The 14420-nt window shown below is 51.6% G+C and carries 14 protein-coding genes; 7 read left to right on the top strand and 7 right to left on the bottom strand.

The features are described 5' to 3' along the window. Positions 1 to 9: 9 nt before the first annotated feature. The 5 genes from NFS31_RS08725 to NFS31_RS08745 all read right to left on the bottom strand — a co-directional run bounded on the left by NFS31_RS08725 (position 10) and on the right by NFS31_RS08745 (position 3719). Positions 10 to 249 carry an RNA-binding S4 domain-containing protein gene (locus NFS31_RS08725; protein ID WP_251493544.1) on the bottom strand — a complete coding sequence of 80 codons (240 nt, stop codon included), beginning with the start codon at positions 247 to 249 and terminating at the stop codon, positions 10 to 12. Next, positions 249 to 524, bottom strand: a complete 276-nt coding sequence (locus NFS31_RS08730; RefSeq protein WP_160228084.1) for an HU family DNA-binding protein — start codon at positions 522 to 524, stop codon at positions 249 to 251. Before NFS31_RS08730 ends, NFS31_RS08725 begins: the two co-directional genes overlap by 1 nt. 290 nt (positions 525 to 814) lie before the next feature. Continuing rightward, positions 815 to 1429, bottom strand: a complete 615-nt coding sequence (locus NFS31_RS08735) for a hypothetical protein (RefSeq protein ID WP_251493546.1) — start codon at positions 1427 to 1429, stop codon at positions 815 to 817. Between the two features lie 245 nt (positions 1430 to 1674). Beyond that, positions 1675 to 3495 carry a methyl-accepting chemotaxis protein gene (locus tag NFS31_RS08740; RefSeq protein ID WP_251493549.1) on the bottom strand — a complete coding sequence of 607 codons (1821 nt, stop codon included), beginning with the start codon at positions 3493 to 3495 and terminating at the stop codon, positions 1675 to 1677. 47 nt (positions 3496 to 3542) lie between these two features. Then, positions 3543 to 3719, bottom strand: coding sequence for a putative motility protein (locus tag NFS31_RS08745; protein ID WP_251493552.1), 177 nt, complete (start codon positions 3717 to 3719; stop codon positions 3543 to 3545). 269 nt (positions 3720 to 3988) lie between these two features. Here NFS31_RS08745 and NFS31_RS08750 point away from each other — a divergent pair, with 269 nt between their 5' ends. The 5 genes from NFS31_RS08750 (at position 3989) to NFS31_RS08770 (ending at position 9929) form a co-directional block, all read left to right on the top strand. Next, the gene (locus NFS31_RS08750; RefSeq protein ID WP_251493555.1) at positions 3989 to 6091 is read left to right on the top strand and encodes a chemotaxis protein CheA; all 2103 of its coding nucleotides are present in this window, start codon (positions 3989 to 3991) and stop codon (positions 6089 to 6091) included. Positions 6092 to 6105: 14 nt separating this feature from the next. Continuing rightward, a complete protein-coding gene (locus tag NFS31_RS08755) occupies positions 6106 to 6603 on the top strand; it encodes a chemotaxis protein CheW (protein WP_251493558.1) in 498 nt (165 codons plus the stop codon). A gap of 270 nt (positions 6604 to 6873) precedes the next feature. Further along, positions 6874 to 7686, top strand: coding sequence for a CheR family methyltransferase (locus NFS31_RS08760; RefSeq protein WP_251493561.1), 813 nt, complete (start codon positions 6874 to 6876; stop codon positions 7684 to 7686). A gap of 135 nt (positions 7687 to 7821) precedes the next feature. Continuing rightward, a complete protein-coding gene (locus tag NFS31_RS08765) occupies positions 7822 to 8928 on the top strand; it encodes a protein-glutamate methylesterase/protein-glutamine glutaminase (RefSeq protein WP_251493564.1) in 1107 nt (368 codons plus the stop codon). Next, complete coding sequence (locus NFS31_RS08770) at positions 8925 to 9929, top strand: C39 family peptidase (protein ID WP_251493566.1); 1005 nt, start codon at positions 8925 to 8927, stop codon at positions 9927 to 9929. Before NFS31_RS08765 ends, NFS31_RS08770 begins: the two co-directional genes overlap by 4 nt. A gap of 116 nt (positions 9930 to 10045) precedes the next feature. On the opposite strand, the gene NFS31_RS08775 is transcribed toward NFS31_RS08770, so the two are convergent. Continuing rightward, on the bottom strand, positions 10046 to 11173 hold the full coding sequence (locus NFS31_RS08775) for a CgeB family protein (protein WP_251493569.1): 1128 nt from the start codon (positions 11171 to 11173) through the stop codon (positions 10046 to 10048). Positions 11174 to 11374: 201 nt separating this feature from the next. Here NFS31_RS08775 and NFS31_RS08780 point away from each other — a divergent pair, with 201 nt between their 5' ends. Both NFS31_RS08780 and NFS31_RS08785 read left to right on the top strand, forming a co-directional pair. Further along, the gene (locus NFS31_RS08780; protein ID WP_251493571.1) at positions 11375 to 12091 is read left to right on the top strand and encodes an IspD/TarI family cytidylyltransferase; all 717 of its coding nucleotides are present in this window, start codon (positions 11375 to 11377) and stop codon (positions 12089 to 12091) included. Between the two features lie 98 nt (positions 12092 to 12189). Further along, positions 12190 to 13236, top strand: a complete 1047-nt coding sequence (locus NFS31_RS08785; protein WP_251493573.1) for an NAD-dependent epimerase/dehydratase family protein — start codon at positions 12190 to 12192, stop codon at positions 13234 to 13236. 19 nt (positions 13237 to 13255) lie between these two features. Here NFS31_RS08785 and NFS31_RS08790 read toward each other — a convergent pair whose 3' ends face one another. Further along, entirely contained in the window at positions 13256 to 14167 is a 912-nt protein-coding gene (locus NFS31_RS08790) for a LicD family protein (RefSeq protein ID WP_251493575.1), read from the bottom strand. Positions 14168 to 14420: the final 253 nt, after the last annotated feature.

Consider the following 14420-nt stretch of genomic DNA (forward strand, 5'->3'; position numbering starts at 1 on the left):
GGCCCTAGCCTATAAATAGCGGTAAAGCTCCTTTGCCTCATCCTTTTTCACCGTCTCGGCTACGTCAAGGATCTCGGCTTTCACTGTCCTTGCCCCAAAGCGGATCTCAAGCACATCCCCTTCCTTAACGGCAAGGGACGCCTTGGCCGGCTTCCCGTTGACCAGGACGCGGCCTGCGTCGCACGCTTCATTCGCCACGGTCCTGCGCTTAATCAGGCGCGAAACCTTTAAAAATTTATCTAATCTCATTACTCGTTTATCATATCCTTTAACGCTTTGCCCGGTTTGAATTTCGGCGACTTGGAGGCAGCGATCGGCATCGTCTCGCCGGTCTTCGGATTTCTCCCTTCTCTGGCCGCGCGCTCCGCTACCTCAAATGTACCGAAGCCAACAAGCTGAATCTTACCGCCATTTGCCAATTCCTCAGAAACAGCCTCAGTAAAAGCCTTGATTGCCTTCTCCGCATCCTTCTTAGAGAGCTCTGCTTTTTCTGCCACGGCTGCGATTAATTCTGTCCTATTCATTACAATATTCCTCCTATAATCTTTTCACCTGAATCTTTCGTCTTGTCTGCATGCTCGCAATCTTACCTTACATTTATATACATTTCTTTGTATTTTGTCAAGGTCTTTTGCTCTTTTACTCGCAATTAATGTGGCAATTTCATAACAGTTCAGATAGGCCTGCGCAGAGGGTTCGCAGGCCCGTCTGAACGGCTGCGCAATTGGCGCAAAAAAACCGGGCAGGAAAAATCTTTCCCTGCCCGCGCATTTCTCCCGCACCCTCAGAGTGCGTCCCATATTTAACTTTATGCTTATTTACCTGCCGCCGCATAAACGTATCCGTCCACGGATCCGTTCTGCTCCCAGTAATCAAAGCGTTTATTGATCTCAGCATGGGTGTCCTGGCAGATGGACGGAAGGCTGGTTCCCCACTGTGCGCCGGCCTGCTCAAAGCCTTTCTCCACAGCAGCGCGCATCTCGGAAAGCTTTGAGGAATCTCCTCCTGATAAGGATACGCACATATCCACAATACGGGTTGCCACAGCGTTTACGCCCCACTCGCCGTCCTCAGAGATTGCCTGCTGAGCGGCCAGCTTCTGCTCCGGCGTTACGGTTAAATCGGAAAACAGATCAGCGCTGAGTCCATTCGACGCCAATTTTGCCTTCTTGGCCTGGCTGGTCAGCATGCCGTCCAACATCCTTGTAAAGGACGCCATCTGCTGATCCTGGATCTGCTTAAGCTGAGTCGAGCTCAGACGCTTCTGAGTCTTCTCATACGTATCAACGTCAGGGGTTTTCGAGGTGGAAGCGCTCTCCACTTTTCCTTCTGTCTTTTTCTCATCCGCAGCCGCCTTCACAGCGTCCACAGACGAATATCCACCTGTCACTCCATAGCTTCCAGAATTGATAAGATTGATCGCTGACATTCAAATCCTCCTTTCATATCCCAAGGCGCGCGTTGCGTCAGCCAAAGGAACCGCACCGACGCCACACGCCTCACCTATTAAGAATTTCGGCGTTTTCCCCCAGAACATAAGCAATCCTTTACATTTTATGCAAAATAAGGATCAGACGGCATACGCCGGCTCATACCATGCATGCGGTAAATCCCCGCTTAAAAAGAGAGCCTGCCGGGCAGACTCTCTTTCAAATATCAGTTTCATATGTGACATTAATACTTGTCTCCACCTGCGGATACATACGAGGAGGAGCTATACGTACTGTCTGAGGCTAAATCCGGCATCGGCGCAGGCGTCGGAGCGGGAGCCGGGGCAGGACCTGACACGCTCATAGATGAAGACATGCCGCCGTCTCCAATCTTGAACTGGCTAACCAGATTCTTCAAGATCTGCGCCTGGCCTGACAGCTCTTCGCTGGCCGCCGCGCTCTGCTCTGCCGTAGCGGAGTTTGTCTGAACCACGCTGGAAATCTGATCGATACCAAGCGTTACCTGCTTTACTGCATCTGCCTGTTCCTTGCTGGCAGAAGAAATGTGCTCAATCGTGGAGGCAACTTCAGCTACTCCGGATACAACCTGGCCCAGAGCCTCGGCTGTCTCATTCGCAATCCTGGTTCCTCTCTCAACCGCCTGAAGCGTATTCTCAATCAGTGTAGACGTATTCTTGGAAGCGTCCGCAGACTTGCCTGCCAAGTTGCGCACCTCGTCGGCAACGACTGCAAAACCTTTGCCTGCCGCGCCTGCCCTCGCAGCCTCTACCGCCGCGTTCAGAGCCAGAATATTCGTCTGGAATGCGATATCCTCAATGGATTTAACAATCTTGCCAATCTCGCCGGAGGTATTGCTGATATCCGACATGGCGGACAGCATCTCCTGCATGCGCCTGCTGCTCTCGCCGGCCTGATCCCTTACCTGATCAGACTGAGTGCTTGCGGAATGCGCGTTCTCTGCATTGTTGCCGATATTGCTGGAAATCTCGTTAATCGTAGCCGCCAGCTCCTCAACAGAGGAAGCCTGCTCCGTAGCGCCCTGGGAAAGAGCCTGCGCGCCGGAGGATACCTGATCCGCGCCGGAAGCCACCTGATCCGCGGACTGGTTAATCTGGGACATCGTATTCTTCAGGTTTTCACGAAGCTTGTTCATAAATATAAGAAGAGATTTGTACTCGCCCCGGTACTTATCGCCCATCTTGCTCACAATCGTAAAGTCGCCGTCGCCAAGACCGGTCAGCATGTAATCCACATCGCTGATGACATCCTGCAGGAACTGAAGCACTGCGCGCAGGCTGTCAGCCAGACGGCCCATCTCGTCCGTAGCCTGATACTTCACATCGATCTTGAGCTCGCCGCTCTCCATCCGCCTCATCGCTTCCTCAAGCTCCTGTACCGGATCTACAACGGAACGGATGAGCGTAAGAGCCATAATCACCGCAAACACTATCGCAATGATGCACAGCACTATCGCAACGCTCATCTGAACCTTACGGCTTGTCATGGCGGCATGATAATTGTCGTCCGCAATCTCGTTCTGCTGGTTAGTGAACTGCAGCACGATATCGCTGGCCTCAACCGCAAGAGGATTGTATTTGTCAACCAGCAGCTCCTGCGCCTGGGCGTTTGACGATACGGTGTTCTCCTTGCACAGCTCGATGATCTGCTGCCTGTAGGCTCCCGCCTCCTCCAGCTTGGACTTAAACGTGTTCAGAAGGCTGATGTCGCCGTCAAAATTGCTCTGGAACCAGCTCATCTCACTGTTGAGCGTATCGAGATTCGACTGCGCCTCGTTGAGCAGGGTATTGGTCGCGTTCATATCCGGTTCAACCGTGGCCAGCGTAACGTTCTTAACTGCTGACTGGAGCTGAACGCGCATATTGCGGGCGCGCATGGTAGCCTCATGCCGTAAGGTATAGAATGTGGTATACTTACCTGCAATGTTGCTCATGCCTGACATCGTAAATATCAGGGCAATCAGAAAACATATGATTACGACGCCGAGACTGACCGTAATCTTTTTTCTCATATTCAGATTTTTCATCGTTCCCATCCTCTTTTATTAATTTTTGTTTTGCCGACCCCCGTCTGCTATGCGTATACATCCAATGCATGAAAGCTGGGCGCCGCCTCAATCATGTTCTGTATTTCCTGCCCCTGTATCTCAGCCAGATCCTGCGTCTTCGCCATCAGGGCCATGTTTACGTCAACCATCATCCTTGACGTGCTCATAGCCATGCCCAGGGAGGCTATGCTCATAACATCCATTCTCTGTCCTCCTGTCCTTATTATTTTGCCGCGCGCCCCTCCCTTAAAAAATCAGACTGCTTTTTAAGCGTGCAGGGGCCCACTGTTTTTATATATATCGACAAATGTGTTCCAGATTGTAAGCCCTTTAAAACATTTTTTCCTGACTTTTTTTAAAAACATGCCATTTTAAGCCTCAAACCAAAAAAGAACTCTTATATTTTTCTTTTTTTTGTCGATATACAGATACAGGATTGTAATGAAAACTTTAAAAAGGCGGTGCTAATATAATGGATAATGGTATGGAAAGCATGCTGGATACGTACCTGTATGAAACGAATTCTCTTCTGGACCGGCTCGACGAGATGCTGGTTGCGGATGAAAAGGCCGGGGACTTTTCATCCGATGATGTAAACGAAATTTTCCGCATCATGCACACGATCAAGGGGTCCTCCGCCATGATGGAGTTCGGCGCCCTTGCAACGGTCACGCATCACATTGAAGATCTTTTCTTCTACATACGTGATACGGGGATTGATTCCCTGAACCAGGAGCATAAAAAAGAGCTGTTTAACCTGATGTTCCGTTCGGAGGACTATCTGCGCGGGGAGATCTCCAAGATTGAGAATGGCGAGCCTTTGATCGAGAACATTGATGATTTTGCAAACGATATCAATATCTTCCTTAAAAAGATCAGCGGCGATTCCGGGCAGGACAGCGCGGCCGGGGAGGAAGCCCCCGCAGCCGATTCCGTTTCCAGAGACGTGTCTCTTCCCGACGATCCGGGCGCGGAGTGCTTCCTGCACATGTTCCTTGACAACGGCGTGGGTATGGAGAATCTGCGCGCCTATATGGTGGCCAACGCGGTCAGGGAATGCGGCATTGATTTCCGCTATTATCCTCAGGACATGGAGAGCAACAGCGCTACCTCCCAGGAGATCATCGAAAACGGTTTCTTCTTTGCCTTTGACTCCCAGGACGCCGCCTCCCAGGCCGTGGATATCCTTAAATCGCAGAACCACATCAGCTCCTATGAGCTGGTGACGCCGGAAGTTCCGGAACCCCCGAAGGAAGCTCCCGCATCTGCATCCGCTCCCGCGGCAGGCCCCGCTGCTCCGGTTTCCCAGGCCCCGGCCGCAGGACAGAACGCCGCCCCCGCAAAGCCTGCTGCGCAGGCAAAGACGAGCGCGCCTGTCAAGCAGAGCCTGATCAGCGTCAATCTGTCAAAGCTGGACGCTCTCATGGCGATCGTGGGCGAGATTGTAATCACAGAATCGATGGTAACCGCCTCTCCGGAGCTTCAGCTTCTCCCGAGAGACAGTTATGATAATTTTATGAAGTCAGGCCGTCAGCTCCGCAAGCTGACCGACGATCTGCAGGATATCGCCATGTCGCTCCGGATGGTTCCCATCTCCGGCGTGTTCCAGAAGATGAACCGCATCGTGCGCGATATGAAGCAGAGCCTGAACAAGGACGTGCGCCTCACCATCATCGGCGAGGACACTGAGGTGGATAAGAACATCGTGGACAGCATCCAGGATCCGATCATGCATCTTGTCCGCAACAGCATGGATCACGGCATTGAGGAGACGGCCCAGGAGCGTATCGACGCGGGCAAGGATCCGCAGGGCGAGCTGATTCTCTCGGCTTCCCATACGAGCAGCGAGGTTATCATTTCCATATCCGACGACGGCTATGGCATGGATCCCGACAAGCTGCTGGCAAAAGCCCGCGAAAAGGGACTTTTGGTAAAACCCGAGAGCGAATATACGCAGAAGGAAGCCCTGTCGCTCATTATGCTTCCCGGCTTTTCCACAAACCAGGCCGTTACGGAATACTCCGGCCGCGGCGTAGGTATGGATGTGGTTAAGAGAAACGTGGAATCCATTGGCGGCATGGTGTCCATCAACAGCGAGCTGGGCGTAGGCACGACGATGACCTTAAAGATCCCGCTCACGCTGGCGATTGTGGACGGCATGAAGGTAACTGTGGGCAGCTCCATATTTACCATCCCCATCGCAAATATCCGCCAGTCCTTTAAGGTGACTCCGGAGCAGATCATCCGCGATGAGAATGGCAATGAGATGATGGAATGCCTCGACAACTTCTATCCCATCATCCGTCTCCATGAGTTCTATCACCTCGATACAGAGGTTCTGTCCATGGAGGAAGGCATCGTGATGTGGGTAGAGGCAAGCGACCGCTCCTACTGCCTGTTTGTGGATGACTTAATCGGTGAGCAGCAGGTGGTTGTAAAGCCGCTCCCCGTGTTCCTGAATCCCTTTAATTTAAAGAATTACGGCATTTCCGGATGTACGATTCTGGGCGACGGAAATATCAGTATTATTCTTGATGTGCTTAGCCTGCATACCGCAGCGATTGAAAACGTATAATGGAGGAATGAATCATGTCAGAACAAGTGATGAATCAGAATGAAAATGAGACTCGGCAGGTTCAGGAAGAGTCCTCCTCCGTGGAGCGCTGCCTCACATTTGAATCAGCCGGACTGGTGCTGTTTTTGAGTACAAACTATGTGATTGAGATTATCAACGGTTATCCCATCACGTATCTGCCCCTGCTTCCTCCTTATATCAAGGGGATTATCAATCTGAGGGGCCAGATACTTCCCGTGGTTGATATCCGCATCTGCATGGGGCAGTCAGATATGATGGACTCCTCCGGCAATTCTTCCGGCCAGAGCTGCATCATTGTCATCGATGTGGATTCCCTGCCCATGGGGATCATTGTGGATTCGGTCCGCCAGGTTATGGATATCGATTTACAGGATGTGCGCCCGATACCCGTGAAGCGCCAGCAGAAGCTGCTGGACGGCATGGTAACCTTAAACGACGGCAGCGTGCTCATGTCCTTTGACTGCCACGCCCTCGCCGAATGCCGCTATTAACAATACGGCCATCCCAGCCATTACAGCCCGATTCGGGCCGTAATGGCTGTACTGCGCTGTAACGGCCCCGAACCGTTGCAATATATGTAACAGTTCAGACGGCTGGGAATCTGGCGGAAATTTAGGCGTTAATCTTGTTTATAAGCCCAAAATTCCGCCAGATTCCACATCGGATGGACATCCGATGCTTCTTGTCCGGCGCAGACGGTCAGGAAGATGTCCCGTTTGAACTGTTACCAATATATAATACGATAGGAGTGAAGACGATCTATGTTGACCTTAAGTGATGCGGATTTCCAGAGATTATATACGTACATCAAGACCAATTATGGCATTGACTTAAGTAAAAAGAAATCTCTGATTGTGAGCCGTCTCTCCAACACGCTCAAGGCGGGCGGCTATACCAGCTTTTCCCAGTATATTGACGATGTCATTTCCGGCCGGGATAAGGATATGGTCACTTCCATGCTGAACAAGCTGACCACCAATTACACCTATTTCCTGCGCGAGGAAAATCATTTTAAATATCTGTGGGATACGGTTCTGCCCATGCTCTCCCAAAAGCATGCGCGGGATAAGTCGCTCTCCATCTGGAGCGCGGGCTGTTCCTCCGGCGAGGAACCGTACACCATCTCCATGTATCTGAAGGAATTTTTTGGGGCGCAGGCCGGTTCATGGGATACCAGGATCCTGGCTACGGATATCTCACAGCAGATCCTGAATACTGCGCAGAACCCAAGGTATCAGGAGGACAGTCTTTCCCGTCTCCCGGGCTCCTGGAAGCAGAAATATTTTGTCAAAGACGGAACCTCCTACCGGCTGGCTGATTCCATCCGGCAAAATGTTATTTTCCGGACCTTTAACCTGATGCAGCCCATCCAGTTCCGCAGGCCCTTTGATCTCATTTTCTGCCGGAACGTAATGATCTATTTCGATCAGCCCACCAAGGACGCTCTTGTAAAGCGGTTTTATAACGCCACCGTTCCGGGCGGGTATTTATTCATCGGACACTCCGAGGGGCTTAACAAGGCAGATTGCCCCTATCAATATATTATGCCTGCAATATATCAGAAAAAAATCTGATATACTGCTGTGCTGTTTATTTACTTCTGACCTTGCACAAATATCAGAGCGCGGCGGCCGCCTGCTCCGTAAATCCTTTGGATTTATGGACAAATGATTGAACCGTAGCTTAATATTGAGAAAGAGGGTTTTCCTATGCAGAAAAAAATCAAAGTAATGGTAATTGATGATTCTGTTGTATTCCGTACATGGCTGATACAGAACATTTCGCGGGATCCCCGCTTTGAGGTCATCGGCTTTGCGATCAATGCCTTTGACGCCAAGAATAAAATACCGATTTTAAAGCCCGATGTGGTTACCCTGGATATCGAGATGCCCGGGATGTCCGGCATTGATTTCCTGAAGGAATTTCTTCCGACTTACCCGCTCCCGGTTATCCTCGTCTCCTCCTTAAATGTAAGAGTGTTTGACGCGCTGTCCGCCGGAGCGGTTGATTTTGTGCGCAAGCCCGACGCTGAGAGCAATATGCAGAAGGATGCGTTTTTAGCGAAGGTTCTGGCAAAGCTGACCATTGCCTCCGCCTCGCATGTCCGGCTCGCCGCCCCGCAGGCTTCTGCTGCGGCCGGAACCGGCGTGCCAGTGCGCAGAAACGTCAGCTCCGGACTCCCGGGCGCTGCGGCTCCCGGCGCTGCACCCGCAGCAAGGGCGCTCGCCCCCTCCAAGTTCGGCCCCGGCGCAAATGAAAAGATCATCGCGATCGGCGCATCCACAGGAGGCACAGAAGCCATCCTCGAGGTTGTCCGTCAGTTTCCGGCCAATATGCCCGGAGTTGTCATCACCCAGCATATGCCCGCAGGCTTTACCGCCATGTATGCAGAGCGCTTAAACCGTCTCTGTAAGATGGAGGTCCGCGAGGCAAAGAACGGCGACCGGGTGCAGCCCGGACTGGCCCTTCTGGCTCCCGGCGGCCTTCAGATGCGTGTTGTGCGTATCGGCATGGGTTATGCGGTGCAGTGCGTCCCCGGGGATAAGGTCAACGGCCACTGTCCGTCCGTGGATGTGCTCTTTGACTCCGTGGCAAACCTTGTCAAGGATAAGGCCATTGGCGTGATCCTCACCGGTATGGGCGCCGACGGCGCGGCAGGACTTCTTCGCATGCGCAAAAACGGCGCTTACACCATCGGCCAGGACAGGGAGAGCTGCGTCGTTTATGGTATGCCCATGGAAGCATATAAAATCGGGGCTGTCTGCATGCAGTCCTCCTTAAGCTCAATTCCCCAGGCGGTATTTGCGAAGTTATGATGAACAAGAACCAACATACCGGCGCTGGCAGGCCAGCATCAGGAAAAAAGCCGGTGCGTCATGCCGCTCCCGGCGCGGCGTCCTCGTCCGGGAGCCGTTTGCTGCCTGCCGTTGTAATCTCAGGGGCCGTTGTGTCAGCGGTGACTGTCATGGTCAGCCTGCTCGCTTACTTTCAGCCCGCGGTCCTCACGAATCCTGCAGACTGGAAGGCGGTGGCATGGGTCCGCGAGATGATCAGCGAAAAAAAGCAGGCGGCGAAGGCGGCCGGGACAGATGCACAGGCGCACGGAGAATCGGAAGGCGGCGAAGGCGGGACGGCCGGCAATGGCGGCCAAAACGCGGGCGGCGGAGAAAGCGCCTCCCTCTCCCCCGGCGAAGTGCAGCCGATCGAGCTCGGCGAGCTCTCGGATCTGGACATGGAATCCTTTCCCACAGAGGAAGGCACCATGTATTCCGCTGTGCTGGATACCTCGATGGGACCCATGGTTTACTACAGCCAGGGCGATGTCCGCTGGGCCGACTACCTCTACGGCGGGGCGGATCCCATGAAAAAATACGGCTGCGGCCCCTCTGCCACAGCCATGCTGATAAGCAGCTTTTCCCCACAGGGGGCTGATGTCACCCCCATCGAGGCAGCGGACTGGTCTGCTGCCAACGGCTACTACGCCGCGCAGGGCGGCTCCTACCACGGCCTCATCCCCCAGTCGCTTGCGGCCTATGGATTAAAGGTGGAAAGCGTCCAGGATCGCTCTCCCGCGCACGTGCAGGAGCTTCTTCAAACCGGGCACGTCCTCGTGGCCCTTATGGGAAAAGGCGCGCTGACAAATAACGGGCATTTTATTCTGATCACGCGGTCGCTGGAGGACGGCTATGTCTCCATCGCTGATCCGAACCGATATGAGAACTGTAAGAAAAGCTGGGATCTGAATGCGCTTCTGGCAGAATTAAAGAGAAGCTATGACAGCGGCGGGCCGCTTTGGGCGGTGAGCGCGGGAGAGTAGAGGGTGCCAACGTGTTCTGCTGTGTCCTCTATTCTCCCCTTTTTACGCTATTCACAAGTTATTTCCGGCAATCCTTCATTATTATGCCAGTAGTGCTTTGATCCGATTGGAAAGCGTTAAAAATCCAGCATCTCCTTTACACGATGCCGGTATGTATGCGCCGCCGCCACTTTATCATGCCCATTCTTCGCGATTGCCGCTCTCTCGTCTTCATGTATCAGGTAATAATCAATCTTTTTCAATAAATCTTCCTTATCTTCATAATAAATAAAATCTTCTCCCGGCACAAAAAAATCCAGAAATTCCGCCTGAAAATTAGTGAGCAGGAATCCGCCCGCCCCCATAATATCAAATGCCCGAAGAGGAATCGCGTTTTGAATGCTTCGCAAAGTAATATTCAGATTAATTTTACTTTGCTTAAATACCAGCGGCATTTCGCTGTAACTATCGACAGAGCCATGGTTACGCAGGCCAGGCATAGTAACTCCGCCATAATGTGTAAATAAATCAACTCTATGGGCGTTTGCAATATCAAGCAATAAATCCAGGCGTTCTATGGCTGTTATCCTTCGGTTAATGACAGCATGTGCATATAGAAATTCCCTGCTTTCCATACCGGCCGGCACAATAGGGAATGCCTTGTATAAGTCATCTATAACAGGCCCTAATGACTCCTCAATAAAATTGTAGCCTTGTATCTTTAACTGGGCGGCCATGAGGCCGTCCAGATACCCTTTCGCATAATCCGGCAGATCAGCCGCCATCTGATCATAATAATTCCCTCTTTCCACGTAAAGAGAACCTACAAATGAAACATCATATTGGAACGGCAAAGATTTACCCATCCGATCCAGACGGCTTACATTAACAGCCAGCGGCATATAATGTACGGTATCGATACCCGCCTTATGAAACTGCATATACACATCTTTGTCAAAAACATAGATAATGTTACATGGATTAATCACTGTATCCGAATAAAGCGATAAATTCGGGCTGTCATATGTCCAGGAGACATATTTTATGTTTTCTTTATTACAAATATCTGAAATATGCGTAAAATAATTAAAAGAAAAAACTATATCCGGCCCCTCCTTATGCAGAAGCGCCAACATGGGCTGCTCTGATTGCGAATTACCATGAAGTTGCATCGGACAGCAAACCACACTATGGCCCTCTGCGGCGAATGTCTCCTTCAGATCGTCTTTTCCATAACAGTCCCATTCCGCAAATAGTATTTTCATATGTCCCGCACCTCCGATAATTGGTTTTATATCATTTTATATCACAGCCCGGCTTTTTTCAAGATATAATCGTGTGAACAGTAACGGACTGTTACATTTAAAGTCCTAAGCGAACAACATAAACGATGGCTTTTTCTTACTGTATATGTTATAATTCCTGTGAACCGTTATTGTTTTAAGTAAAATGATCAGGAGAGGAACATGGCCAATATTGCATTAATCATAGCTGGCGGCTCCGGCGCGCGCATGCATCAGAATATACCAAAACAGTTTTTAACTGTGAATGAGAAACCGGTGATTGTCTATACTCTGGAGGCATTCCAGAACCATGCCGATATCGACGCAATCAGCGTGGTCTGTATCGAAGGTTGGGAATCTGTACTCAGGGCTTATACCAGCCAGTTTAATATAACAAAACTGAGCTCTGTCGTAACCGGTGGGAAAAACGGGCAGGATTCCATACGCAATGGCATCTTTGAGCTGGAAAAGCATTATGCGCCGGATGATATTGTCCTGATCCATGACGCGATCCGGCCCATGGTGTCAGCCGAGATTATATCCGACTGTATTGTAAAAACGCAGCTATACGGATGCGGCATCGCGACTGTTCCGTGCGCGGAGGCTATGATGATCACAGAGGACGGCGTCATCTCTGCGGGAAGCTATCCCCGCGATCAACTGAAGCGGACCCAGACTCCTCAGGGCTTTCGTTTAGGAGGGATCTGCAGCCTGCACCGGAGGGCACTGGAGGCTGGCATTACCAATTCGGTCGCCTCCTGCACGCTCATGATTGAGATGGGGGAACAGGTGTATTTCTCCGCCGGATCCGAAAAAAATATCAAGCTCACAACGGTGGACGACATTGATATTTTTAAAGCGCTCCTGAACACGCGGCAGGCGGAGTGGATCAAGCGGTAGGGAGTCCTGCCCTATGCATCCCATGCCATATGGAATGGGATGCATAGGGCAGGCAGATGGGACAGGACATCAAATTATCATAAAAGGGGCGAATCAGATTGAATTTATACAAGAGCAGCACTTATCTCACAGATTTGAAGGCAGCGGCCGGATATGTCCCCGGCATGGAGCGGCTCGCCGGGGCGTCGGTGCTTATAACAGGGGCGACGGGCACCATCGGTTCCTTTATTGTCGATATGCTTCGCACATATATGCAGGGGCATGAAGCAGGCGGACGGGTGATTGCCGCGGGAAGAAGCAGGGACAGGCTCGCCGGGCGGTTCGGAGCTGAGACAGATACATTACATTTTGCCCGCTATGACCTCATGGAGCCCATCGATTTTGACATAAAGGCTGACTATATTATTCATGCGGCCGGCAATGCGCACCCGGCTGCTTTTAATGGCGATCCGGCCGGAACCATTGTGGGGAATATAGACAGTACCTTTCATCTCCTGGAATACGGCAGGGCGCATAGGACAAAACGTTTCCTCTATGTCTCGTCCGGAGAGGTATACGGCCAGGGGGATATATACCGCGATTCCTTTGATGAGTCTTACAGCGGCTTTCTTGACCCCACATCCCCCCGCTCCTGCTACCCGTCCAGCAAGCGGGCGGCGGAAACCCTGTGCGCGTCTTATACGAAGCAGTACGGCCTTGAGACTGTCATCGTTCGTCCCTGCCATACCTACGGGCCCGGCATCACGGACAGCGATAACCGGGCAAATGTGCAGTTTATGCGGAATGTATTGGACGGGGAGGATATCGTCCTCAAAAGCGCGGGGACGCAGATGCGCTCCTACTGTTATGTGGCGGACTGCGCCAGCGCCATCCTGACCGTCCTGCTTAACGGTACGAGCGGCGAAGCCTATAACAGCGCCAACCCGGACGCGCGGGTTACTATTGCTAATTTTGCAAAAGCAGTAGCCCATGCCGCCGGAAAGAGCGTCCGCTTTGCAGAGCCGACCGCCGCCGAGCTGGCGGATCGGACGCCGATCCCACGGCAGGTCTTAAACAGTGAAAAGCTTGAAAGGCTGGGGTGGCACGGGCATTATGGCATCGCGGAAGGCATACAGCACACGCTGGATATACTGCTTGGGAAATGAACAAATATAACAGCCGGAGCTATGATCCGGCTGTCTGTTCGTCAATACATGCCATCTTTAAATTTTCCCTGCGATACCGCTCCTGAATCTCCTCCAGTGTCATATCAATCAGCCTGATGCAGGACGCCTCCCCGGGCCCGACTCGTTTTTCCGGGGGCGGGGGCTGCATATAGTCCCCATAGCAGAGCTTCAAATATCGGTCATAGCCGGCAAGCACAGAAAACATCATTCCCTCAAATTCCATCTGTATGTAATGGCCAAAGCACGCGGACGGGAAACCGTAACGGCATGCCGGCCTGGGGTTTTGGTAGGTCGTGTGGCAGACAAGCTGTGTCCTTCGGCGGTTGGCCATCGCAGCTATGCGGTTTCTAAACCAGAACACGCAGTCTGCCGGAATCAGCCTGTACAAAATTTCATACCACAGCCGCAGAAGTTTTGTCTCTGCGGCCTTCCTGCCCAGCTCCGCATACAGCAGCTTGCGGATACAGAAATGGATCCCGTGGTGCATACGCCGCAGGACGGGATGATCCGGCACGTTATCATCCGCAAAGATGTCAATACACACGCCTGTTTTATACTTCATATGTTCCTGATTTACCCTGATAAACTCCGTTCCCCTGCGCCGGAGCTTCGCATATCCCCACCGGTAGTTGGGATCCGTCCGGTGCTCCTGCAGAAAAAAGCGTTCTGTATCAAGATCCTTCTTACAAGCGCGGTAAAATTTTGCATACTCATGGCGTGTAAATACGACATCCGCGTCATCGTCCCACGGAATGAAGCCCTTGTGGCGTACCGCTCCCAGCATAGTTCCCCCATCAAGCGAATAATGAATCTTATGTTTTCTGCAGATCCGATCCACCTCAACCAGCATTTCAAGCTCAATTAGCTGCAGGGTTCTCAGATCTCGTCCTGATAAAGCGACTTTTCCCATAATAATTATATCCTTTTCATATGGAATGTACTCTCGGAATCTCTCTGCGCCTGCTTTTGCGGCTGATTTTCCGCCAGATGCACCCAAATTTAATCAACGTACGCTCCACGTACGCCTCATAAATTTGTGCACATCTGACAAAAAATCATCTCACAAAATCAGGCACAGCGAGATTCCGAGAGTACATATGGATTTACAGCGTTGTAAATGACTTAAAAATACAACAAATATTTTATCCCATTTTTGCGGAAAT

Origin of the sequence: Otoolea muris (assembly GCF_943193115.1) — a bacterium.
In the GTDB taxonomy this organism is placed as follows: Bacteria; Bacillota; Clostridia; order Lachnospirales; family Lachnospiraceae; genus Otoolea; species Otoolea muris.

What these genes read in the sequence shown, in the direction of transcription:
- NFS31_RS08755 (WP_251493558.1), top strand. Translation starts at nt 6,106, where the DNA reads ATGTCAGAACAAGTGATGAATCAGAATGAAAATGAGACTCGGCAGGTT.
- NFS31_RS08760 (WP_251493561.1), top strand. Translation starts at nt 6,874, where the DNA reads ATGTTGACCTTAAGTGATGCGGATTTCCAGAGATTATATACGTACATC.
- NFS31_RS08775 (WP_251493569.1), bottom strand. Translation starts at nt 11,173, where the DNA reads ATGAAAATACTATTTGCGGAATGGGACTGTTATGGAAAAGACGATCTG.
- NFS31_RS08735 (WP_251493546.1), bottom strand. Translation starts at nt 1,429, where the DNA reads ATGTCAGCGATCAATCTTATCAATTCTGGAAGCTATGGAGTGACAGGT.
- NFS31_RS08725 (WP_251493544.1), bottom strand. Translation starts at nt 249, where the DNA reads ATGAGATTAGATAAATTTTTAAAGGTTTCGCGCCTGATTAAGCGCAGG.
- NFS31_RS08740 (WP_251493549.1), bottom strand. Translation starts at nt 3,495, where the DNA reads ATGAAAAATCTGAATATGAGAAAAAAGATTACGGTCAGTCTCGGCGTC.
- NFS31_RS08765 (WP_251493564.1), top strand. Translation starts at nt 7,822, where the DNA reads ATGCAGAAAAAAATCAAAGTAATGGTAATTGATGATTCTGTTGTATTC.
- NFS31_RS08770 (WP_251493566.1), top strand. Translation starts at nt 8,925, where the DNA reads ATGATGAACAAGAACCAACATACCGGCGCTGGCAGGCCAGCATCAGGA.
- NFS31_RS08750 (WP_251493555.1), top strand. Translation starts at nt 3,989, where the DNA reads ATGGATAATGGTATGGAAAGCATGCTGGATACGTACCTGTATGAAACG.
- NFS31_RS08780 (WP_251493571.1), top strand. Translation starts at nt 11,375, where the DNA reads ATGGCCAATATTGCATTAATCATAGCTGGCGGCTCCGGCGCGCGCATG.
- NFS31_RS08745 (WP_251493552.1), bottom strand. Translation starts at nt 3,719, where the DNA reads ATGGATGTTATGAGCATAGCCTCCCTGGGCATGGCTATGAGCACGTCA.
- NFS31_RS08730 (WP_160228084.1), bottom strand. Translation starts at nt 524, where the DNA reads ATGAATAGGACAGAATTAATCGCAGCCGTGGCAGAAAAAGCAGAGCTC.
- NFS31_RS08790 (WP_251493575.1), bottom strand. Translation starts at nt 14,167, where the DNA reads ATGGGAAAAGTCGCTTTATCAGGACGAGATCTGAGAACCCTGCAGCTA.